Here is a 19,731-nt window from a genome sequence, read left to right on the forward strand (position 1 = left end):
TTCGGGGCGGGTGGAGCGGATGACCGCCCGCGCGTGGCGGGCCCTGGTCCTCGTCCTGGTGACCGCCGTGATCGGACTTTCGGCGGCCCTGATGGTCGCGCTGCGGGCCCTCAGCGTCGCCGAGCAGCGATCGTGCGCCCTCGTCGTGGCGCTGGACTCCACCTATCGCCAGGCACCACCACAGACCCCCGCCGGTCGGGAGATCGCCGACCGGATGGCGCAGCTCCGCGCCGACTACGACTGCTGATCGGAGATGACCATGGAACACACCACGACTGCCGGACCGGAACCTGCGCCAACGCAGACCCGCCACCCGTGGCGTGCGACCGTCCGGACGGCGTTCGCCGCGACCGTCGGCGCGCTGTCGCTGATCCCGGTGGCCGCCGCCACCGCCGGCATCGACACCGTCCCGGCGGTCACCCAGGCCGTGGTGGTCGCCGGCGCGATCACCCGCGTCCTGGCCCTGCCCGGGGTGGACGCCTGGCTGCGCGTCTATGTGCCGTGGCTGGCGTCCGAGCCGCCGGCCGACGCTGCCCGGTAGGCTCTCCGGCGCGGTGTCGTACCGGGCGCCGGACCCGGCCGGGCACCGACCAACATGCGAGCGCCCCCGCTGGCTACGGCCAGCGGGGGCGCATCACGTTCAGGTCAGAGGTTATCGGCGGTGCAGGTCACCACCGCGAACTCACCGCTGGACTTGTTCTCCTTCGCCAGCTTCCCATCGATCGTGATCCGGCACTCGATCTCCCCGGACCCCTTCGACTGGGCCACGATGGTCGGGATGATGATCGTTTCCTTGGAGGTCAGCTCCTTCTTCCACGGGAGCTTCGCGTCGTTCTCCTGGGACTGGTCGGTGCCCAGCCCGTAGGTGACGGACGCCGTCTTCGGGCCGGTCACCTCCAACACGATCTTCTTCTCGCCGTTCTTCTTCCCAGTGTCGCCCTTCGGGGCGTCCGCACCGGCTTGTTCCTGCGCCCCCGGGCCGGCCGTGTCGCTCTCACCGGCGCCGCAGGCGATGGCCATGACGGCGAGCAGCGCGAACCCGGCCGCAGTGAACTTCCTACGCAACGAAACTCCTCATCATCGCGCGCCGGAGACGGCCCGGCGCGGGCAAAGGCACGACGGTAGGGGCCCGCCGCACTGGCACGGAATTGTGCTGTCGGGCAGCCGATAGTGGAACTGGGCGAACGTCGAGAGACATGGGCCGGTCGGGTACCGCCGGTCCGGCAGGTGCGTCAGATGACGCACCTGCCGGGCAGGACCACCACCGTGGCGTCGTCGCGGTACCCGGTGGCGTTGTCGTCGGGGCACGCCGAGACGATCGCGTTGGCGAGCTGCTGCGGACAGGTGTGGGTGCGCAGTAGTGCGACCAGGTCGGCGTGCGCGACGGCGTCGTGGACGCCGTCGGTGGTGAGCAGCACGAGCCCGCCGGTCAGGTCTTGATCGTGGTCGGGGATCCACACCTGCCTTACGGTGGCGGCCGTGGCGGCGGACAGGCCGATGAGTAGCCAGTGGTCGTGCGTGGCCGCGATCTCGGCGGGTGTGCCGCCGCTGGCCCGTAGCTGGTGGCCCATGGTGTGGTCGGTGGTGTACTGGCGTAGGTCGTCGCCGTTCCAGTGGTATGCCCGGCAGTCGCCGATCCAGGAGACGACGGCGGGCCCGTCGCCATCGGCCGGCATGGTGGCGAGGACGGCGGCGGCTTCGTGCTCGTCGTCGGCGAGCAGGTCGCCGGCGGCGATGAGGCCGGCCATGCCGCCGTGGCGGGATCCGGTGCGGGCGGCGAGCTGGGCCAGGAAGTCCGTGAGGTGAGCCAGCTCGGCGCTGTTGCCGGTGCCGTCGATGACCGCAGCGGTGGTGCCGTTGGCGCCGTGGTGGACGTAGGCGGCGTCCGCGTTGTGGTCGCGGCTGCCTCGGCGGCTGGCCATCCCGATGGCCTGGCTGGTCGTCATCGTCGTGCCCTTCGTGTGCTCCGGCAGGTGCGTCGGATGACGCACCTGCCGGGGATGTGGTGATCATGGGTGTCCGGGCCCGGACGTCGGTGGCCTGCTGAACTTCGCCGCCCCACCACCACGCGGGCGCGGCCGACGGCTGGAGAGTGGCCACGCCGACGAGTGCCACCCTCCACCACGGCGGCCGGGCCCGGCAACCCGCGCCGGACCGGCCTGTGGACAACCGCCGACCTGTGGACAGTCGCCTGATCACGGCTCCGGTGTGCTAGCGACCGCGTCGTAGAGCACGTCCAGGCGTACGGCGACCCGCACGCACCATGACCGGGCGCAGGCGCCCGGCCCTGAGCACTCCGGCAGATGCCCGCGTACCCACACCATGCCGACCGGTGCCGGCGGGTTGGCGGTCCCCTGCACGGCCACGGTCCGTACCTCCAGCGGTGCCGCTCCGGGCAGACCCAGGTGGCTCGCCCACTCGCCGGCGGCGAGGGACAGCCGGGTGCCGGCCGGCACCGCCAGCGCCCTCACCGGGCCACGTCCACGCCAGCGGCCTCCGCCACCGCCAGCAGCGCCGGGTCCGGCCGGCCCACGGCGAGCAGCTCGGCCAGCGCGGCCCGCCCGGCAGGCCGCAACCGGACCTCCGCCGGCGCGAGCCGGTCCGCCGCCAGCAGAGTCCGGCCCGCGCCGATCGGGTCACCGGCCAGCGCGTACGCCGGCGCGACGTCGACGAGGTGCGCGGCGCGGTGCTCCAGGGGCAGCAGTCCCCACCCCGGGCCGGCCGTCAGCGCCTCGTGCAGGTCGACGGCGTGCCGCCCGTCGCCCAGGGCTGCCGCTGCGGCGACTCGGGCGGCGTCGACGGCAGCGCGCTCCGGTGCGGCCGGCGCGGTCATCCCGTGCGCGTCGTTTAGGAGCTCGGCAACCGTCGGCGGGTCGTGCTGCTCGGCGGCGGCCAGCGCGGCCTGGAGCAGCAGCGCCGCGCACGCGGCCCGCTCGGCGGCCGTCCCCTCGTCGTCCAGCGGCACGACCTGGTGCGCGCTGACGATCGCCGTCTCGAAGGCGTGGCGGTGCCGGCCGGCGGCGCGCAGGGCCTGCCCGAGCGGCGCTGCGGCGACGGCCGCCAGCACCGGATCGTCCGTGCCGGCGGCCACGGCTAGGCCCCGGTCGGCGGCCAGCCACGCCAGGTCGATAGCGCCGACCTTCACCAGGGTCAGCGTGGTGAGCCGGTACACGGCCGCCCGGTGGTCGGCCGCCGCGCGGTGGCTGTCGTCGAGCAGGCCGGGCAGCAGGCTGAGCAGCGCCGGGTACCGGCCGTGCCCGTACACCGCGTCGGCGTGCACGACCCGGGCCCGCCACCGGCCCGGGTCGGGCGCCGGGGTGGTCGGGCAGAGCGCCAGGCCGGGGTGCCGGGTCAGCGCGGCGCGCACGTCGTCGATCAGGTCCGCCAGATCCGCCAGGTCGCCACCGGGCTGCGCCGCGTCGGGCTGGTCGCCGACGACCAGGGCGTCCGGGTCGACCCGGAGCACCTCGGCGATCTCCTGAATCACGGAGACCTTGTCCAGTCGGCGGACGCCCCGTTCGACCTTGTCCACCCAGCTCTTCGACTTGCCGAGCCGGTCGGCGAACTGCTGCTGCGACATGTTCCGCCGGCCCCGCCAGTACGCCACCCGTCGACCTATCGGGACCTCGCTCACCGCGCTGCCACCTGGTCCCGGAACCACCGCGCCTCCGTGCAGTCGGCGGTGGTGCCAGGTCCGCACCGCCGGCAGGGCCGGCCGGCCTCGTGGGCGGCGATGACGCGGCGGGCCACGATGGCCACGCTCACCGGGTCGACCGCCTCGTCGACGCTCACCGAGGCCTCCGCCCGACGCGCACGGCCTGCGTGACGTCGTCGACCGGGGTCCGCTCGGCCTCGGCCTGGTCGAGGATCCGCTGCTTCGCCGCCTCGTGCTCGGCGGCCTGGATGTCGGGCCCGGAGACCTCCGGTGCGGATGAACGCCGACTACGTCTGATCATCGCCATCCCCTGGGTAGCCGGGGACGGCTCGCCGCCCCGCAGGAAAGAGTGAGAGGGGCGGCGGGAGCTCTGGTGGAAGGACCGTCACCGCCGCCCGCTCAGAAGATAGGACGGCGTCAGTGCTCGCGGACTAACAGCCAGTTAGGTCGGGGTCGAGGGGGTCGATGCCCAGACGCACGGCCAAGTCGCGCAGCTCGTCAGAGCCCCGCCGCCGTGCATCCCGGACCATCTGACCGGTGATTTCCCGCACCTGCGACCTCGACCGCAGTTCCTGGGCGGAGATGTCGTCCGCCGCCAAGAACTGCCGGACCGCCCGCTCGGTATCGCCGGCGAGATAGTGGCCTCGGCCCGCGTCGATGTGCAGGCGGGCCCGCCGCTGCGGCGCCCGCAGTGCGGTCCGATCGACCCGCCGGGCGTACTCCGGGGCACGCTCCGGCTCGCCGTTCTCCAAGGCGATGGCCACCCGCCACGTCGCCGCGTTCGCCGCGCTGAACTCCATTCGCCAGCGGTCCGGCCCGTCCGCGCGACGTAGCGCGCCCTCTGCCTCTGCGTAGTGGGTGGCGGCATCACCGCCCCGACCGAGGCCTGCGGCGGAGATCGCGGCGTGCAGGTGGAGCAGCCCGTACCAGGCAGCCAGGTCCCCGGTGGCCGTGTCACCGACCTGCTCGGCCGCCACTGTGGCCAGAGTCAGCGAGCGCCGCTGCGACCCTCCGGTCAGCGCGACTTGCGCGGTGGCGAAGTCTGCGGCGGCGATCTCGTCAGGCTCGCCGAGCATCCCGGCGGCGAGCTGGGCGCGTTCGGCCAGCCGCATCGACAGGTCGACGTGCCCGAGGCTCTTGAGCCCGACCGCGCCGGCGAACGCCACTCGGACGAACAGGGCCAGGCCCTGCCGCTCTGTCCTTGGCGCGCTGGCCAGGTGCCGGGTGTCCGCGACCAGGCCAGGCAGCATCGCCGCGTAGGCCACGTAGTCGCAGGCCATCCGGGCCCGCACGACCTCTTCGGCCCGACGCGCGACGTCGTCGACGTCCGGCGGCGGCCCGTCCGGGTCCTCGTCGAGGGCCCGCCGGATCCCTGGCGCTGCGCTGTAGACGGCCAGTTCGGAGGAGTCCCGAGGCGTCCGGGGCTGGGCGGTCAGGTCTTCTACGCGCACACCCAAAGCGGTGGCCAGGGCGATGATCAGGCTTCTCTTCGTCACGGCCCGTTTGCCGCCCTCGATCATGGCGATGTAGGCGCCGGAGACGCCTACCCGGTCGGCGAGCTGCTGTTGAGTGAGGCCGGCGGTGGTCCGCCACCTGGCGATGCGCAGGCCGATGTAGTCAGCCACGGTGCCCTCCCGCACGAGGGTGACCGGACCTCGCACGGTCCGATGCTGTACTTCGCACCGTACGTGCTGTCGTCGATGCCTGCTACTGTGACTCGCACGCAAGGGGGCCGGACCGCACTCCGGCCCCCGTTTCCTGTTCACGGGCCGGATCGTTGTCGAGATTGGGATAGACAGCTAGACCCATAGCGGCGCCCGGTGGACTGCCTACGCTCCGTAACGTGATCTACCCGGGGCGGGGTCCGGTCGGCTACCGAGAGCTGGCCGGCCTGCTGCGTGACCGGATTGCCTCCGGGGAACTCCGCCCGGGTCAGCGGCTGCCCTCGGAGACCACGCTGGCCCAAACGCACGGTGTGGCGCGAATGACGGCCCGCGAGGCGCTCCGGATGCTGCGGGCCGAAGGGCTGGCCGCAGCGGTGCGGGGGTACGGGATCGTGGTTCGGGAACACGTCGAGCCCGAACTCGTGCTGGTTGACGCGGAGGACCGGATCTCGGCGCGTCCGCCGTCGCCCCATGAGCGTGACATGTACGACGTCCCTGAGGGGGTGTCCATGCTGGTTGTGACGCACCCGGACGGCCTGCAGGATTTGTATCCTGCGGACAGAGTTGTCCTGGCTTATCGGCGAGATTCGTCGCCTGATTAGCCCACCCCCCTACCCGAACGGTACTGAGCTGTTACACGGTTCGATCTTACGTAGCGCCATTTGCAAGATCCTGTCCGTAACCGTGACTTGATCCAGTTCCGTCGTTGAGACTCGATCGCCATGAATGCCACGTGGGGAAACGGCAACGACGCCGAAAGAACAGACACAACAGGCACACCTGGCACAGCGGGTCGGACCAGTGCCCTCCGAGCGGTCATCTGGGTCGCCGCCGACCCAGAGTGGGAGCGCCACGGCGCACGCTGCTTGGACTTCTGCACCCGGATGGGCTACGAGGTCGTCGCTCTGGTCTCCGAAGGCAGCGGAGGGCAGTGGTCCGACGTCTATCAGCTCGTGGTTGTGGACCAGCGTGCTGAGGTGTGCGTGATCGCTGACCGCGACCAGCTTCCTCGGGACCGGGTCCCGAGGATCGAGGCCGTGGCCGACGAGCGGCACCGGCTCACGCCGGGTCCGGGCCGGAAACCGGGTTCGGGGGCGCTGGCGCGGCGGGCGGCGCGGGAGGCGGCACCTCGGCCGCAGTTCCTGCGTCGGGGATGAACGGCATAGCGGCGATCGCCTCCCGCAGTCGCGCTGCGGTGACCTGGGTGTAGCCCTCGGTCGTCATGCTGGAGGCGTGGCCCATGAGCTCTTGGGTCACCCGAAGGTCGCGGTATCGCTCTTGCACCGTGGTCCCGAAGAAATGTCGCAGCCGGTACAGGGTGATGGGCAGTCCGTGCCGGCGGAGGTGGTAGGCGCCGTTGCGGGACACGTAGGCGGCGTCGACGGGCTGCCCGGTCCGCCGCGCGAGCAGCGGGCCGGGCGGCCGGGACCACACCGTCTCCCAGATCAGCGGATGGGTCGGGATGGCCCGGCTCTTGCCGCCCTTGCCGACGACCGTGATGGCCTGCGCGGTGATGTCCTCGCGGCGCACGGTGGCGACCTCGCATGGGCGGAGGCCGGCCAGGGCGGTGAGCCGGCTGACCAGCCGCCATGGCTCGGGCAGGTTGAAAATGGCGTACTCGGCGGTGTCGTGGTCGGCGGGCCGGGGCAGGCCGCGCCGGGCGTCGGGCCGGCGCAGCCCAGCCGACGGGTCCATGCTGAGCCACGGGTCGACCGGCCGTGCTGCCCATCGGTAGAAACGCACGACGTGCTTGTAGTAGGTGGCGACGGTGTTGCGGGACCACCGGCCGGCGGCGAGCCATGCGGCGATCTCGTCGCCGGTGGATCCGTGGAGCCCTTCGGGCAGCGCGCGGTGGAGCCGGTGCAGGGTCTTGTCGGCGTCGCAAATGGTGGTGTCGGCGTAGTTGCCGGCACGCATCCAGGCGAGGTGGGCGGCGATCATGTCCAGGGGAGTGGCCATACGTGACCGTGACATGGGGGCAGTCCTGTTCGGGGTCGGCCGGTCAGGCAGGCAGAGGACGGGAGATCATGGCCGGCCGGCGGGTATCCGCACGCGGGGTCGTCCCGCCGGGGCGTGACGGTGGCCGATGGGTGGCGCGGGTCGACCGTTTGGGGGACGTGGCCGCTGACCTCGCCTTTTTGGCCGATACGGGATTCGGAAGGGTATTTCGTACCCACCGAATCGGCCAGTCCTGGGCTCCCGGCGTTGGCGAACCGTTGCCCGAGGCGGCGGCGGGTGCTCCGGTCCCCGGTGGTGGTCGCCCCGCCGTCGACCACCCCCGGTCGCCTGTCGGATCCCCGTCAGGTGATCCGATCCGGACCGCCCCGCCGTGACACCGGACCCGCCCCGGTCAGAACCCCAGCGACGCGGTCCGCAGCCGCTCGGCGGCCGGCGGCGGCCCGTCGATCTCGACCCGGGCCACCCGCTGCCGCCCGGAGAGGAAGAGCACCAGCTCACCCGGGGCGCCGACGACCTCCAGCCGGTCCCCGCCCCGGCCGGCGTCGAGCTGCCCGTGACCGGGCGCCCGCAGGGCCAGCGTGGCGGGGAAGCGCCGCAGCGCCAGCCGGGCCACCGGGCCGACCCGCCGCCACAGCGCCGCGTCCAGCCCGGCCGGCAGGACCCGGGGCTGCCAGTCGGGCCCGCCCCGGCGGACGTCCTCGTGGTGGATGAAGAACTCCATGAGGTTGGTCAGTTCGTCCACCACCGGGTTGCTGACCGGGCTCCACAGCGGTGGCCGGCGGACCTGCCCGACCAGGTCGGCCCAGTCCCCGGCGGCGATCCGGCGGCGGACCCGCTCGGCGTACCCGGCCAGCGGCGGGAGGAGGATGCCGGCCGCCGCGTCCGGGCGGCGCTCCCGCACGACCAGGTGCGCGGCCAGGTCCCGGGTGACCCACCCGGTGTTGACCGTCGGGGCGTCGGGACCGACGTCGAGCATGAGATCGGCGAGCGCCGCGCGCTCCGACCGGGCGTACCGCGACATGCCCCGATCGTAGGCCCCGGGGCGGCGGTCGGCACGGTGGGCGCGGCGGCCGGCCGCGCCACGCCGACGTGACCGTGGACATATCGCGGTGGGTCGGCGGACGTGGCATCGAACGGTAAGGATGAGGGGGGTACGGGCAACTTACGGCGGGGGAAAGCGTGGCGAGCAGGGCGAGTCGGGATGTGCTCCGGCGGGGGCTGTCGGTCCTCGGGCTGGCGATCCGGGAACAGCCGAGGATCTTCGCGGTGGCGGTCGCCGGCAGCGTGGTGTTCGGCGTGATGGTGATCGCCAGCGCGTACGTGGTCGGCGCGGTGGTCGGGGACGTGGTGGTGCCGGCCGTGGCCCGCGGGTCGGTGGCCGTCGGCGCGCTGGCGGCGGCCGCGGCGGCCCTGTTCGGCCTGAGCGTGCTGCGGGTGGTGGGCATCTTCGGCCGCCGGCTCGGGGCCGGCTTCATGCAGTTCCGGCTCCAGGCCGCCTACCGGCGCCGGGTGACCCGGCGGTACCTGGACCTCCCGCTCTCCTGGCACCAGCGCAACGCCACCGGGACCCTGCTGTCCAACGCGAACTCCGACGTCGAGGCCGCCTGGCACCCGATCGCGCCGCTGCCCTTCGCGGTCGGCACGCTGGTGATGCTGGTCGGGGCGATCATCTCGCTCTTCGTCACCGACTGGGCGCTGGCCCTGGTCGGGCTCGCCGTGTTCCCGGCGCTGTTCACGCTCAACGTCGTCTACTCCCGTCGGATGGCGCCCCGGCAGCAGCGCGCCCAGCGGCTGCGGGCCGAGGTCTCCGGCATCGCCCACGAGAGCTTCGACGGCGCCCTGGTGGTCAAGACGATGGGCCGCGAGGCGCAGGAGACCGCCCGCTTCGCCGCCCGCACCGGACAGCTCCGGGACGCGCTGATCTCCGTCGGCCGGCTGCGCGGGCTCTTCGACCCGCTGCTGGAGACCCTGCCCAGCCTCGGCACCCTGGCCGTGCTGGTGGTCGGCGCGGTCCGGCTGCGGCAGGGCGCGATCACCGTCACCGAGCTGGTCAGCGTGGCGTTCCTCTTCACCGTGCTGGCCTTCCCGGTGCGGGCCATCGGCTGGGTGCTGGCCGAGCTGCCGCGCAGCGTCGCCGGCTGGGACCGGGTCCGCCGGGTCCTCGACGCCACCGGCGAGATGTCGTACGGGGACGTGACGCTGGACCCGGCCGACCCGCGTCCGGCCACGCTCGGCTTCGCCGACGTCCACTTCGCCTACGAGCCGGCCGAGGCGCACCTGCCGGGCACCCAGGTGCTCGGGGAGGTGACCTTCACCGTGCCCGCCGGCCGGACCGTGGCGCTGGTCGGGCCGACCGGCGCCGGGAAGTCCACCATCGCCTCGCTCGCCGTCCGGCTGGTCGACGCCCGCTCCGGCACGGTCACCCTGGACGGGGTGGACGTGCGGCGGCTCACCGCCGGGTCGCTGTCCGGGACCGTCGCCCTGGTGGCCCAGGTGCCGTTCGTCTTCGACGACACGGTCCGGGCCAACATCGCCCTGGACCGGCCGGGCATCGGCGACGAGGAGGTCTGGGCGGCGCTGCGGCTGGCCGAGGCGGACGGCTTCGTCGCGGCGCTGCCGGACGGGCTGGACACCATGGTCGGCGAGCGGGGCGCGTCGCTCTCCGGCGGGCAGCGGCAGCGGCTCACCCTGGCCCGCGCGCTGGCCGGCCGGCCCCGGCTGCTGGTGCTCGACGACGCCACCAGCGCGGTCGACCCCCGGGTCGAGGCGGCGATCCTGGCCGGGCTCCGCTCGGCCGGCCCGGACACCCCGGCCACCTCGATCCTGGTGGTGGCGTACCGGCGGGCGACCATCGCCCTCGCCGACGAGGTGATCTACCTCGAACAGGGCCGGGTGGTCGCCCGGGGCACCCATCCCGAGCTGCTCGCCACCGTCCCCGGGTACGCCGACCTGGTGACCGCGTACGAACAGGCGGAGGCCGAGGGGGAGCAGGCCGGTGGCCCCGGCGGCCGATCCCGGCCGTACGAACCGGTGGTCCCGCTGAACTCGGGTCTGGACGTGGAGGTGGACCGGTGAGCGCGACGACGAGCACCGACCGGCGGCAGTCCCCGCCGACGGGGTCCGCGTCGACCTGGCAGACGCTGCGCCGGGGCCTGGCCCTCTCCCCGGAGCTGCGGGTCGGGCTGGCCGGCACGCTGGCTTTGGCGCTGGTGTACATGGTCGGCCGGGTGGCCGTGCCGGTCGCCGTCCAGCAGGGCATCGACCGGGGGCTGACCGTGCCCGGCGGCCCGGACCTGGACGTGATCACCACGGTCGTGCTGCTCACCGCCGCCGTGCTGGTGGTCACCACCACCTGCGGGTACCTGATGACCCGCCGGCTCTTCGTGGTCAGCGAGACGGCGCTGGCCAACGTGCGGACCCGGGCGTTCCGGCACGTGCACGACCTGTCCATGCTGCACCAGCAGAGCGAGCGGCGCGGCTCGCTGGTCTCCCGGGTGACCAGCGACGTCGACCAGATCACCCAGTTCCTCCAGTGGGGCGGGGTGCTGCTGCTGGTCAACCTCGGCCAACTGGTGGTCACCACCGTGGTGATGCTGGCGTACTCCTGGCAGTTGACCCTGGTGGTGTTCGCCGCCTTCGGGCCGGCGGTGCTGGTCATCCGGGTGCTCCAGCAGCGCCTCGGCGCGGCGTACGGGGTGGTCCGGCAGCGGATGGGCACGTTGCTGGCGGCCATCGGGGAGAGCGTGGTCGGCGCGCCGGTGATCCGGGCGTACGGCATCGCCGGGCGGACCGCCCGCCGGCTCGACGCGGCCATCGACAGCCAGCGCCGGGCCCAGCAACGGGCGATCCGGATCAGCGTGCTGGGCAGCTCCGTCGGGGAGCTGGCCGCCGGGCTGGCGCTGGCCGGGGTGGTGGTGCTGGGGGTGACCCTCGGGGTGGACGGCACGCTCTCGGTCGGGCAGCTCACCGCGTTCCTGTTCCTGGTGACGCTCTTCATCCAGCCGGTGCAGATCGCCACCGAGGTGCTCAACGAGGCGCAGAACGCGATCGCCGGCTGGCGGCGCGTGCTGGACGTGCTCGACGTCGCCCCGGACGTGGCCGACCCGGGCGAGCAGGGGCGGGACCTGCCGGCGGGGCCGCTGGACGTCCGTTTCGCCGGGGTGTCGTTCGCGTACCCGGGCGGGGCACGGGTGCTGCACGACGTCGACCTGGAGATCGTGGCGAAGAGCCGGGTGGCGGTGGTCGGCGAGACCGGCAGCGGCAAGACCACCTTCGCCAAGCTGCTCACCCGGCTGATGGACCCGAGCACCGGGGAGGTGCTGCTCTCCGGTGTGCCGCTACGGCAGGTCCGGTTCGCCTCGCTGCGCTCCCGGGTGGTGATGGTGCCCCAGGACGGCTTCCTGTTCGACGCCACGGTGGGGGAGAACGTCCGCTTCGCCCGCCCGGAGCTGACCGACGAGCAGCTCGTCGCGGCCTTCACGGAGCTGGGCCTGGCCGACTGGCTGGACGGCCTGCCGGCCGGGCTGGACACCCCGGTGGGGGAGCGCGGCGAGGCGCTGAGCGTGGGGGAGCGGCAGCTCGTCGCGCTGGCCCGCGCCTACGTCGCCGACCCGGACCTGCTGGTCCTCGACGAGGCGACCAGCGCCGTGGACCCGGCGACCGAGGTCCGCCTGCAACGCACCCTGGACGCGGTGACCCGGGGCCGGACCACCCTGGCGATCGCGCACCGGCTCTCCACCGCGCAGGCGGCCGACGAGGTGATCGTGGTGGACCGGGGCCGGATCGTCCAGCGGGGTCCGCACGACGAGCTGATCCGCGACCCGGAGTCGGTGTACGCCCTGCTCTACGCCTCCTGGTTGGAGCAGACCCGGTGAGGCGGGGGCGGCTGCCGGGGCGGGTGCGTGGACGTGAACGGGGTCGGTGCTCTAGGGTGCGAGTTAGGTAAGCCTAACCTACTTCCGGAGGTGCGTCGTGCGCCCCAGCCCCGCCGTCGTGCGGCCCAGCCCCGCCGAACTCGTCCGTACCCTGATGGCCGGGCGGCTGCCCGCGCTCGCCCACGTCGCGCACCGCCCCGGCCCGCACCACGTCCGGCACGTCACCGACCCGGACGGGCAGCTCCTGATGCTCGTACCGGTGGTCAGTGACCTCTCCGCCGCGTTGGAGCCGGTGGCCGGGGACGACGTCGCCGTGGTCCTCGACGTGCTCGACCTGCCGCCCGTCGCCGGCGCCCCGTCGCTGGGCCGGGCCTGGGTCTCCGGCTGGGCCACCCGGCTGCGCGACGACGCGCAGCGGCAGGCCACTCTGGACTTCGCCGACACGGCCCCGACCGGGGACCTGCTCGACGTCGGCACCCGGTTCCGGCTGTACCGCTTCGAGGTGGCCGAGGCCCGGCTGGAACGCGCCGACACGGTGCTGCGCGTCGACCCCGAGGAGTACGCCGCCGCCGAGCCGGACCCGCTGCACCCGGTCGAGGCGCAGGTGCTCGCCGACCTCGCCGACCACCACGGCGCGGAGGTCACCGGGTACGTCCGGCGGCAGCTCGGTGACGCGGCCCCGGCCGGTCCGGTCCGGCCGGTCCGGGTGGACCGCTACGGCCTGGTCGTCGCGTACGGGCCGGTACCCGAGCGCCACCAGCTCCGGCTGGCCTTCCCGCACCCGGTGGACCACCCGGGCGAGCTGGCCCGCGCCCTGCACCCGGTGCTCTGCCGGGCCCGCGCCACCCGCACCCCCGACTGACCGGCCTTCCGCGTCCGGCGCGGGTCCACCCGCGCCCGGCTCAGGTCAGGTCGCCGGTGAGGTACCGGTGCACGGCGGGGCCGACGGCGGCCACCAACGTCTCCGGCGACGCCGACGCGACCGGCTCCAACCGGAGCACGTACCGGGTCACGGCCAGCCCGACCAACTGCCCCGCCACCAGTGAGCCGCGCAACGGCAGCTCGGCCGGGTCGGTGTCGAGGTGCTCCAGCAGTCGGCGCAGCACCTGGGTGACCAGGAAGTCGCGCAGCATCCGGGCGGTCCGGTCGTTGGTCATGCTGGAACGCAGCAGGGCCACCGCGCCGGCCCCGGCCGGCGAGTCCCACACCGTCAGGAAGAGCCGGACCAGCCGCTCGCCGAGGCCCCCCGGATCACCGGCGGTCACCTGCGGGATGACCGCGGCGGGGTCGGCCGGCGCGTCCAGGGCGGCCAGGAAGAGCCGGTCCTTGGCGCCGAAGTAGTGGTGCACCAGCGCCGGGTCCACCCCGGCCGTGGCGGCGACCGCCCGGATCGACGCCCCGTCGTAGCCGCGTTCGGCGAAGAGCCTCCGCGCCGCGTCGAGGATCGCCTCCCGGGTGTCCGGGTTGCCGGGTCGCCGCCCGGTGCGGCGGGTCGCCCGCCGTCCCGCCGCGCCGTCCCCGCCGCTCGTCCGCTGCGCGGAGCGGTCGCTGCCACTCATCCGCTGCGGCGGCGCAGGGTCGCCGCCGCCAGGACCAGGGCGACCACCGCCGACCCGGCGACGATCGCCAGGTCCCGCCACATCAGGCCGGTCGGCTCGGCGTGCGCGCCGACCTCCTGGAGGGCCTCCACGGCGTACGACAGGGGGAGCACGTCGCTGATCGCCTGCAACCAGCCGGCCATCTGCCCGCGCGGCACGAAGAGCCCGCAGAGCAGCACCTGCGGCAGCACCACCACCGGCATGAACTGCACCGCCTGGAACTCGGTCCGGGCGAACGCGCTGCACAGCAGGCCGAGCGCCACCGCCAGCACCGCGTTGACCGCGGCGATCAGCACCACCAGCCGGATGCTGCCGGCGGTCCGGAGGCCGAGCAGCCAGTACGCCGCCGCCGAGGCGATGCCCGCCTGCACCGCGCCGGCCAGGCCGAACGCGATGCCGTACCCGAAGAGCAGGTCCAGCCGGCGCAGCGGGGTGGTGAGCAGCCGTTCCAGGGTGCCGCTGGTCCGCTCGCGCAGCATCGCGATGCTGGTCACCAGGAACATGACCACGAACGGGAAGAAGCCGAGCATCACCAGGGCCACCCGGTCGAACAGCGACCGCTGGCCGGGCGGGGCGGGCTGGTCGGCGTACATGGCGTGGACCAGCACCAGCAGCACCGTCGGGACCACCACCAGCAGCGCCACGGTCCGCCGGTCGTGCCGGAGTTGACGCAGGATACGGCCGGTGGTGGCGGCCAGGATGCGCCGGCTCACGACGTCTCCTCCCGGCCGGGCCGACGCCGCTGCGCCGCGCGGGTGTCGTCGGGGGAGCGCCGGTCCGGCGGGTGTTCCTCGCTGGCGCGGATCAGCCGCAGGAACGCCTCCTCCAGGTCGTCGGTACCGGTGCGGGCGCGCACCGCGGCCGGGGTGTCGTCGGCGACCAGCCGCCCCTCGCGGACGAGCAGCAGCCGGTCGCAGCGGGCCGCCTCGTCCATCACGTGGCTGGAGACCAGCAGCGTGGTGCCCTCGGCCGCCATGGCGTGGAACCTCGTCCACAGCTCGGCGCGCAGCACCGGGTCCTGCCCGACGGTCGGCTCGTCCAGCACCACCAGCTCGGGGCGGCCGACCAGCACGCAGGCCAGCGAGGCGCGGCTGCGTTGGCCGCCGGAGAGGGTGGCGACCAGTTGCCCGGCGGCGTCGGCCAGCCCGACGTCGGCGACGGCCCGGTCGGCCTCGGCCCGGCCCCGGCCGTGCAGCGCGGCGAAGTACCGGGCGTTCTCCCGCACGGTGAGGTCGACGTAGACGCTGGGCGCCTGGGTCAGGTACCCGACCGTGCGGCGTAGCGCGGGGCTGCCGGCGGGTCGGCCGAGCACGGTGACCTTGCCGGCGCGGATCGTCTGCACCCCGACCACCGCCCGCATCAGGGTGGTCTTGCCGCTGCCGCTGGGCCCGAGCAGCCCGGTGACGGTGCCCCGCCCGACGGCGCAGCTCACCCCGTCGAGGACCCGGCGCCCACCCCGTTCGACCACCAGGTCTCGCACGTCGATGGCGGTGTCCGTCGGGGTGGCCGTGGTCGCCATCGGGACCTCCGGGTGAACTCGTCGGGTGTTGAATTCAACGGTAGGTGAGTTCCCCGGCCCTCCGCAACAGGTTGTCGTGCGATGACGCCCGGACGAGGCCCGGTGGGCCGGGTGGCCGGGGACCCGGGTGGGTGCGGACAATGGGTCACTGTGCCCGTACCTGACGCGCCGGTGACCGGCGCCCACCCCAGCCCCACGGGGCCGACGCCCGCCGGCTCGGCCCGCCCGTCCCGGCTCGACCCGGCCGTCGCGGCCCGGCTCAAGCGCGACGCCGACGGCCTGGTCGCCGCCGTGGTCCGCCAGTACGACACCGGCGAGGTGCTGATGGTCGGCTGGATGGACGACGAGGCCCTGCACCTGACCCTGACCACCGGCCGGGCCACCTACTGGTCGCGCAGCCGGCAGGAGTACTGGGTCAAGGGCGACACCTCCGGGCACCACCAGTACGTCCACTCGGTGGCGCTGGACTGCGACGGGGACGCCCTGCTGGTCAGCGTGGACCAGGTCGGCGTGGCCTGCCACACCGGCGAGCGGACCTGCTTCCACACCGAGCTGCCGGTCACCGGCGGCGTCGCCGGGGCGGGATCGTGACCGACGGCGCGGTCAGCCCCGACCTGACCACCTTCACCGAGCTGGCCGGCCGCTGGCGGGTGGTGCCGGTCGTCCGGCGGCTGCTCGCCGACGCGGAGACCCCGGTCGGGGTCTACCGCAAACTCGCCGGCGGGCCGGGCACCTTCCTGCTGGAGTCCGCCGAGCAGGGCGCCGGCTCGGCCGGGCTGGCCTGGTCCCGGTACTCCTTCATCGGCGTGCGCAGCAGCGCCACCCTGGTCGAACGGGACGGCGTGGCGACCTGGACCGGCCAGCCGCCGGCCGGCCTGCCCACCACCGGCGACCCGGTGACCGTGCTGCGGGCCACCGTCGACGCGCTCGCCGGCCCGGCGCAGGACCCGGCGAGCGGGCTGCCGCCGCTGACCGGCGGCATGGTCGGCTACCTCGCCTACGACTTCGTCCGCCGGTTCGAGAAGCTGCCCGGCCTGACCCGCGACGACCTGGGCGTGCCCGAGCTGGGCATGATGCTCGCCACCGACCTGGTGGTGCTGGACCACTACGAGGGCTCGGCGATCCTGGTCGCCAACGCCGTCCTGCCCCCGTCGGACGCGCCGGACCGGGCGGCCGAGGTCACCGCCGCGTACCACCACGCGGTCGGGCGGCTGGACGCGATGACCACCGCGCTGTCCCGCCCGATTCCGCCGATGATCTCCACGGTCGAGCGTCCGCCGGCCGGCGAGGTGGTCGCCCGGACCCCGGCCGGCGGGTACCCGAAGGCGGTGGAGGTGGCCAAGGAGGCGATCCGGGCCGGGGAGTGCTTCCAGATCGTGCTCTCCCAGCGCTTCGAACGGGCCACCCACGCCGACCCCCTCGACGTGTACCGGGTGCTGCGCACCACCAACCCCAGCCCGTACATGTACCTGCTGCGCTTCGACGGGTTCGACGTGGTCGGCTCCTCGCCCGAGGCGCACCTGAAGGTGACCGCGACCGCCGACGGGCAGCGGCGGGCCCTGCTGCACCCGATCGCCGGTACCCGCCCCCGGGGCGGCACGCCCGCGCAGGACGCCCGGCTCGCCGCCGAGCTGCTGGCCGACCCGAAGGAACGCGCCGAGCACGTCATGCTGGTCGACCTGGGCCGCAACGACCTGGGCCGGGTCTGCCTGCCGGGCAGCGTCGAGGTGCCGGAGTTCGCCACCATCGAGCGGTACAGCCACGTCATGCACATCGTCTCCACCGTGGTCGGCACGCTGCGCCCGGACCGCACCGCCTTCGACGCGCTGGCCGCCACGTTCCCGGCGGGCACCCTCTCCGGGGCCCCGAAGGTCCGCGCCATGGAGATCATCGAGGAGCTGGAACCGGCCCGGCGCGGCCTGTACGGCGGCACGGTCGGGTACTTCGGCTTCGGCGGCGACCTGGACATGGCGATCGCCATCCGGACCGCGCTGATCCGCGACGCTCGGGCGTACGTGCAGGCCGGGGCGGGGGTGGTGGCCGACTCCGACCCGGCCGCCGAGGACCAGGAGACCCGGAACAAGGCCGCCGCCGTGCTGGCCGCGATCGCCGCCGCCGAGACCCTGCGGCCCGCCCGGTGACCGGCGCCGACCCGACCGGGGGCACACCCGGCGGGGCCCCGGCTCCCGGGGGCGACGGCAGCGCGCCGGCCGCCCCGGCGACCGTCGCCGCCGGGACGCCCGATCCCGGCCGGCGCGCACTGGCGTACGCGGTGCTGCTCTGCCTGGCCGGGGCGGGCCTGGCGGTGTGGGCGGCGACCCGGACCTGGTCGGTGGAGGTGACCGTCCGTCCGGTGCCGCTGCCCGCGTTGCGCGAGGGGCGTACCGGGGTGGGACTTGTGCCCTGGGTGCCGGCGCTGGCGCTGGTGGCGCTGGCCGGCGGCGGCGCGGTGCTGGCCACCCGGGGTCGCCTCCGGCGGCTGCTCGGCGCGCTGCTGCTGGCGCTCGGCGCGGCGGTGGCGGCCGGCGGCGGCTACGGGCTGGTCGCCGAGACCGGTGGCGAGCCGAGCCGGCAGTGGCCGGCGCTGTGCCTGGTCGGCGGGGTGCTGGTCGGACTGGGCGGCCTGCTCACCCTGCTGCGGGGGCACCGCTGGCCGGCGATGGGGGCCCGGTACGAGCGGCCGGTGCGCGGGGCCCGGGCCGCCCCGGCGCCGGAGCGGGCCGGCCCGGTGACCGGGCGGCGCACCGTCGAGGCGTGGGACGCGCTGGACCGGGGCGAGGACCCGACCGCCGGCTGACCCGTCAGTCGACGGTCGGCCGACCCGGCCACGCGGGTCCAGCCGGTCAGTCGGCCGGGTGTGCGGGCCGACCGGTCGTGCGGGCGGGCCCGGTCAGCCGACCGGTTGCCGCCGCGGGGTGGTGGCGCGGTCGGCGCGGGCGGCGGCCAGCTCGGCCACCATCCGGTCCAGTTCGGCACGGCGGTCGGCGCGGGCCCGGTCGGCGCAGACCGCCTCCCAGGCGTTGCCCCGGGCGGTCCGGATCCGGGCCTCGCCGACCACGGCGCGTTCCACCGAGTGCACCATCCCGGCGGCCAGCGACGCGACGGTCCGGGAGACGGTGGTCAGGCCGATCGGGTTGGGCTTCTCCGCGCTCATGTCTCACCCCGTACGAGAAGTGGGTCGACGTGGGCAGGCACGCCGTCGAGTCTGCCGCGTCCGTATGCTGCCGGCCGCACGTTTCACCATGGTGACCGACGGGTCAACTGTCCCTCCGGGGCAACGGGCCGAACCGGGCCGACCTTCCTTGATCTTCGTCACAGCATCGACAATCATGATTGCACTGCGCCGCGCTCGCCGGCCGGCGATGATGGAGGCAGTGATGGGGTGGTCGACGACGCGACGCTCACGGTCGGTCCGGGTGGGTGACGAAGGTCGATGGGAGCGGTGGCGCTGGGTGACATCTCGTTCACCGGAGGTCGGCCATTATGCCCCAGCCCGTCTCGTGAGCAGCGCCATACCCCCGGCGGTCTTCGCCAGGTGGCGCCACCTAGCATCGGCCCATGACGCCCGGAGAGGGGAGTCCGTTGGTGACTGCTGAGCATGGGCACGCGGAGGGGGACGAGGCCGGTCCGGCGGCGCCCGCTAGCGTGCTCGACGAGATCCTGGCCGGTGTCCGCGAGGACGTCGCCCGACGGCAGGAGCAGGTTCCGCTGGAGCGGATCCGCGAACTGGCCGCCGCCGCGCCGCCGCCGTTGGACGCGTACGCGGCGCTGCGCAAGCCCGGCGTGGCCGTGATCGCCGAGGTGAAGCGCTCCTCGCCGTCCAAGGGGCGGCTGGCGGAGATCGCCGACCCGGCCGACCTGGCCGGGCAGTACGCCTCCGGTGGGGCGCGGGCGATCAGCGTGCTGACCGAGGGGCGCTGGTTCGGCGGCTCCCTCGACGACCTCGCCGCGGTCCGGGCCGCCGTCCGGGTGCCGGTGCTGCGCAAGGACTTCGTGGTCTCCAGCTACCAGGTGCACGAGGCGCGGGCGCACGGGGCGGACCTGGTCCTGCTGATCGTCGCCGCGCTGGAGCAGAACGTGCTGGTCGGCCTCCTGGAGCGGATCGAGTCGCTGGGCATGACCGCGCTGGTCGAGGTGCACACCGAGGAGGAGGCCGACCGGGCCCTGGAGGCCGGTGCCCAGGTCATCGGGGTCAACGCCCGTGACCTGCGTACCCTTCAGGTGGACCGGTCGGTGTTCGAGCGGATCGCGCCCGGCCTGCCGAGCAACGTCGTCAAGATCGCCGAGTCGGGCGTGCGGGGTCCGCACGACCTCATCCGGTACGCCTCGGCGGGCGCGGACGCGGTGCTCGTCGGCGAGGGTCTGGTCACCCAGAAGAGCCCCCGGGAGGCGGTGGCCGAGCTGGTCAACGCCGGCAACCACCCGGCCACGCCCCGGCCGGTGCGGTGAGCGTGCACCGGAC

23 protein-coding genes are annotated in these 19,731 nt (G+C 74.3%); 10 read left to right on the top strand and 13 right to left on the bottom strand.

What is annotated here, in order from left to right; genetic code table 11:
• The first annotated feature begins 19 nt into the window (after nucleotides 1–19).
• The gene (locus ACQUFX_RS03110; protein ID WP_428964530.1) at nucleotides 20–247 is read left to right on the top strand and encodes a hypothetical protein; all 228 of its coding nucleotides are present in this window, start codon (nucleotides 20–22) and stop codon (nucleotides 245–247) included.
• Between the two features lie 12 nt (nucleotides 248–259).
• Nucleotides 260–541, top strand: a complete 282-nt coding sequence (locus tag ACQUFX_RS03115; RefSeq protein ID WP_428964531.1) for a hypothetical protein — start codon at nucleotides 260–262, stop codon at nucleotides 539–541.
• Nucleotides 542–645: 104 nt separating this feature from the next.
• Here the strand turns inward: ACQUFX_RS03115 and ACQUFX_RS03120 are convergent, their stop codons facing one another.
• The 7 genes from ACQUFX_RS03120 to ACQUFX_RS03150 form a co-directional block, all read right to left on the bottom strand.
• A complete protein-coding gene (locus ACQUFX_RS03120) occupies nucleotides 646–1,065 on the bottom strand; it encodes an MmpS family transport accessory protein (protein ID WP_428964532.1) in 420 nt (139 codons plus the stop codon).
• A gap of 167 nt (nucleotides 1,066–1,232) precedes the next feature.
• Nucleotides 1,233–1,991 (bottom strand): PP2C family protein-serine/threonine phosphatase, encoded by a 759-nt coding sequence (locus ACQUFX_RS03125; RefSeq protein WP_428964533.1) that lies wholly within the window; start codon nucleotides 1,989–1,991, stop codon nucleotides 1,233–1,235.
• Nucleotides 1,992–2,195: 204 nt separating this feature from the next.
• On the bottom strand, nucleotides 2,196–2,471 hold the full coding sequence (locus ACQUFX_RS03130) for a hypothetical protein (RefSeq protein ID WP_428964534.1): 276 nt from the start codon (nucleotides 2,469–2,471) through the stop codon (nucleotides 2,196–2,198).
• A complete protein-coding gene (locus ACQUFX_RS03135) occupies nucleotides 2,468–3,634 on the bottom strand; it encodes a helix-turn-helix domain-containing protein (RefSeq protein ID WP_428964535.1) in 1,167 nt (388 codons plus the stop codon). The genes ACQUFX_RS03130 and ACQUFX_RS03135 overlap by 4 nt, the downstream gene beginning before the upstream one ends.
• Nucleotides 3,631–3,792 (bottom strand): hypothetical protein, encoded by a 162-nt coding sequence (locus tag ACQUFX_RS03140; RefSeq protein ID WP_428964536.1) that lies wholly within the window; start codon nucleotides 3,790–3,792, stop codon nucleotides 3,631–3,633. Before ACQUFX_RS03140 ends, ACQUFX_RS03135 begins: the two co-directional genes overlap by 4 nt.
• Nucleotides 3,789–3,956 carry a hypothetical protein gene (locus ACQUFX_RS03145; RefSeq protein WP_428964537.1) on the bottom strand — a complete coding sequence of 56 codons (168 nt, stop codon included), beginning with the start codon at nucleotides 3,954–3,956 and terminating at the stop codon, nucleotides 3,789–3,791. Before ACQUFX_RS03145 ends, ACQUFX_RS03140 begins: the two co-directional genes overlap by 4 nt.
• A gap of 130 nt (nucleotides 3,957–4,086) precedes the next feature.
• On the bottom strand, nucleotides 4,087–5,280 hold the full coding sequence (locus ACQUFX_RS03150) for a helix-turn-helix transcriptional regulator (protein ID WP_428964538.1): 1,194 nt from the start codon (nucleotides 5,278–5,280) through the stop codon (nucleotides 4,087–4,089).
• Nucleotides 5,281–5,498: 218 nt separating this feature from the next.
• Between ACQUFX_RS03150 and ACQUFX_RS03155 the strand changes: the two genes are divergently transcribed.
• Nucleotides 5,499–5,921, top strand: a complete 423-nt coding sequence (locus ACQUFX_RS03155; RefSeq protein ID WP_428964539.1) for a winged helix-turn-helix domain-containing protein — start codon at nucleotides 5,499–5,501, stop codon at nucleotides 5,919–5,921.
• A 457-nt stretch (nucleotides 5,922–6,378) separates the two neighbouring features.
• Here ACQUFX_RS03155 and ACQUFX_RS03160 read toward each other — a convergent pair whose 3' ends face one another.
• Entirely contained in the window at nucleotides 6,379–7,293 is a 915-nt protein-coding gene (locus ACQUFX_RS03160) for a tyrosine-type recombinase/integrase (protein ID WP_428964540.1), read from the bottom strand.
• Nucleotides 7,294–7,669: 376 nt separating this feature from the next.
• The gene (locus tag ACQUFX_RS03165) at nucleotides 7,670–8,299 is read right to left on the bottom strand and encodes a TIGR03085 family metal-binding protein (RefSeq protein WP_428964541.1); all 630 of its coding nucleotides are present in this window, start codon (nucleotides 8,297–8,299) and stop codon (nucleotides 7,670–7,672) included.
• Between the two features lie 158 nt (nucleotides 8,300–8,457).
• Here ACQUFX_RS03165 and ACQUFX_RS03170 point away from each other — a divergent pair, with 158 nt between their 5' ends.
• The 3 genes from ACQUFX_RS03170 to ACQUFX_RS03180 all read left to right on the top strand — a co-directional run bounded on the left by ACQUFX_RS03170 (nucleotide 8,458) and on the right by ACQUFX_RS03180 (nucleotide 13,014).
• Nucleotides 8,458–10,353, top strand: a complete 1,896-nt coding sequence (locus ACQUFX_RS03170; RefSeq protein ID WP_428964542.1) for an ABC transporter ATP-binding protein — start codon at nucleotides 8,458–8,460, stop codon at nucleotides 10,351–10,353.
• Nucleotides 10,350–12,152, top strand: coding sequence for an ABC transporter ATP-binding protein (locus ACQUFX_RS03175; protein ID WP_428964543.1), 1,803 nt, complete (start codon nucleotides 10,350–10,352; stop codon nucleotides 12,150–12,152). The genes ACQUFX_RS03170 and ACQUFX_RS03175 overlap by 4 nt, the downstream gene beginning before the upstream one ends.
• 118 nt (nucleotides 12,153–12,270) lie before the next feature.
• Complete coding sequence (locus ACQUFX_RS03180; protein WP_428966843.1) at nucleotides 12,271–13,014, top strand: DUF2470 domain-containing protein; 744 nt, start codon at nucleotides 12,271–12,273, stop codon at nucleotides 13,012–13,014.
• 40 nt (nucleotides 13,015–13,054) lie between these two features.
• Here ACQUFX_RS03180 and ACQUFX_RS03185 read toward each other — a convergent pair whose 3' ends face one another.
• The 3 genes from ACQUFX_RS03185 to ACQUFX_RS03195 are packed head-to-tail and all read right to left on the bottom strand — an operon-like array spanning nucleotide 13,055 to nucleotide 15,269.
• On the bottom strand, nucleotides 13,055–13,711 hold the full coding sequence (locus ACQUFX_RS03185) for a TetR/AcrR family transcriptional regulator (RefSeq protein ID WP_428964544.1): 657 nt from the start codon (nucleotides 13,709–13,711) through the stop codon (nucleotides 13,055–13,057).
• The gene (locus tag ACQUFX_RS03190; protein ID WP_428964545.1) at nucleotides 13,708–14,463 is read right to left on the bottom strand and encodes an ABC transporter permease; all 756 of its coding nucleotides are present in this window, start codon (nucleotides 14,461–14,463) and stop codon (nucleotides 13,708–13,710) included. The genes ACQUFX_RS03185 and ACQUFX_RS03190 overlap by 4 nt, the downstream gene beginning before the upstream one ends.
• Entirely contained in the window at nucleotides 14,460–15,269 is an 810-nt protein-coding gene (locus tag ACQUFX_RS03195; RefSeq protein ID WP_428964546.1) for an ABC transporter ATP-binding protein, read from the bottom strand. The genes ACQUFX_RS03190 and ACQUFX_RS03195 overlap by 4 nt, the downstream gene beginning before the upstream one ends.
• Before the next feature lie 150 nt (nucleotides 15,270–15,419).
• Between ACQUFX_RS03195 and hisI the strand changes: the two genes are divergently transcribed.
• The 3 genes from hisI (at nucleotide 15,420) to ACQUFX_RS03210 (ending at nucleotide 18,066) form a co-directional block, all read left to right on the top strand.
• Nucleotides 15,420–15,860, top strand: a complete 441-nt coding sequence (gene hisI / locus ACQUFX_RS03200; RefSeq protein WP_428964547.1) for a phosphoribosyl-AMP cyclohydrolase — start codon at nucleotides 15,420–15,422, stop codon at nucleotides 15,858–15,860.
• A complete protein-coding gene (locus tag ACQUFX_RS03205; RefSeq protein ID WP_428964548.1) occupies nucleotides 15,857–17,410 on the top strand; it encodes an anthranilate synthase component I in 1,554 nt (517 codons plus the stop codon). The genes hisI and ACQUFX_RS03205 overlap by 4 nt, the downstream gene beginning before the upstream one ends.
• Before the next feature lie 119 nt (nucleotides 17,411–17,529).
• Nucleotides 17,530–18,066: a Trp biosynthesis-associated membrane protein gene (locus ACQUFX_RS03210; protein ID WP_428966844.1), complete on the top strand. Its 537-nt coding sequence runs from the start codon at nucleotides 17,530–17,532 to the stop codon at nucleotides 18,064–18,066.
• A 93-nt stretch (nucleotides 18,067–18,159) separates the two neighbouring features.
• Here ACQUFX_RS03210 and ACQUFX_RS03215 read toward each other — a convergent pair whose 3' ends face one another.
• Nucleotides 18,160–18,423, bottom strand: coding sequence for a hypothetical protein (locus ACQUFX_RS03215; RefSeq protein ID WP_428964549.1), 264 nt, complete (start codon nucleotides 18,421–18,423; stop codon nucleotides 18,160–18,162).
• 491 nt (nucleotides 18,424–18,914) lie between these two features.
• Between ACQUFX_RS03215 and trpC the strand changes: the two genes are divergently transcribed.
• A complete protein-coding gene (trpC, locus tag ACQUFX_RS03220) occupies nucleotides 18,915–19,718 on the top strand; it encodes an indole-3-glycerol phosphate synthase TrpC (protein ID WP_211271943.1) in 804 nt (267 codons plus the stop codon).
• The last annotated feature ends 13 nt before the right edge of the window (nucleotides 19,719–19,731 follow it).

The organism is Micromonospora fluostatini (assembly GCF_050410825.1).
In the GTDB taxonomy this organism is placed as follows: domain Bacteria; phylum Actinomycetota; class Actinomycetes; order Mycobacteriales; family Micromonosporaceae; genus Micromonospora; species Micromonospora rosaria.

Coding starts and splice junctions, on each gene's coding strand:
- ACQUFX_RS03110 (WP_428964530.1), top strand. CDS start 20: ATGACCGCCCGCGCGTGGCGGGCCCTGGTCCTCGTCCTGGTGACCGCC.
- ACQUFX_RS03115 (WP_428964531.1), top strand. CDS start 260: ATGGAACACACCACGACTGCCGGACCGGAACCTGCGCCAACGCAGACC.
- ACQUFX_RS03145 (WP_428964537.1), bottom strand. CDS start 3,956: ATGATCAGACGTAGTCGGCGTTCATCCGCACCGGAGGTCTCCGGGCCC.
- ACQUFX_RS03160 (WP_428964540.1), bottom strand. CDS start 7,293: ATGTCACGGTCACGTATGGCCACTCCCCTGGACATGATCGCCGCCCAC.
- ACQUFX_RS03165 (WP_428964541.1), bottom strand. CDS start 8,299: ATGTCGCGGTACGCCCGGTCGGAGCGCGCGGCGCTCGCCGATCTCATG.
- ACQUFX_RS03185 (WP_428964544.1), bottom strand. CDS start 13,711: ATGAGTGGCAGCGACCGCTCCGCGCAGCGGACGAGCGGCGGGGACGGC.
- ACQUFX_RS03195 (WP_428964546.1), bottom strand. CDS start 15,269: ATGGCGACCACGGCCACCCCGACGGACACCGCCATCGACGTGCGAGAC.
- ACQUFX_RS03215 (WP_428964549.1), bottom strand. CDS start 18,423: ATGAGCGCGGAGAAGCCCAACCCGATCGGCCTGACCACCGTCTCCCGG.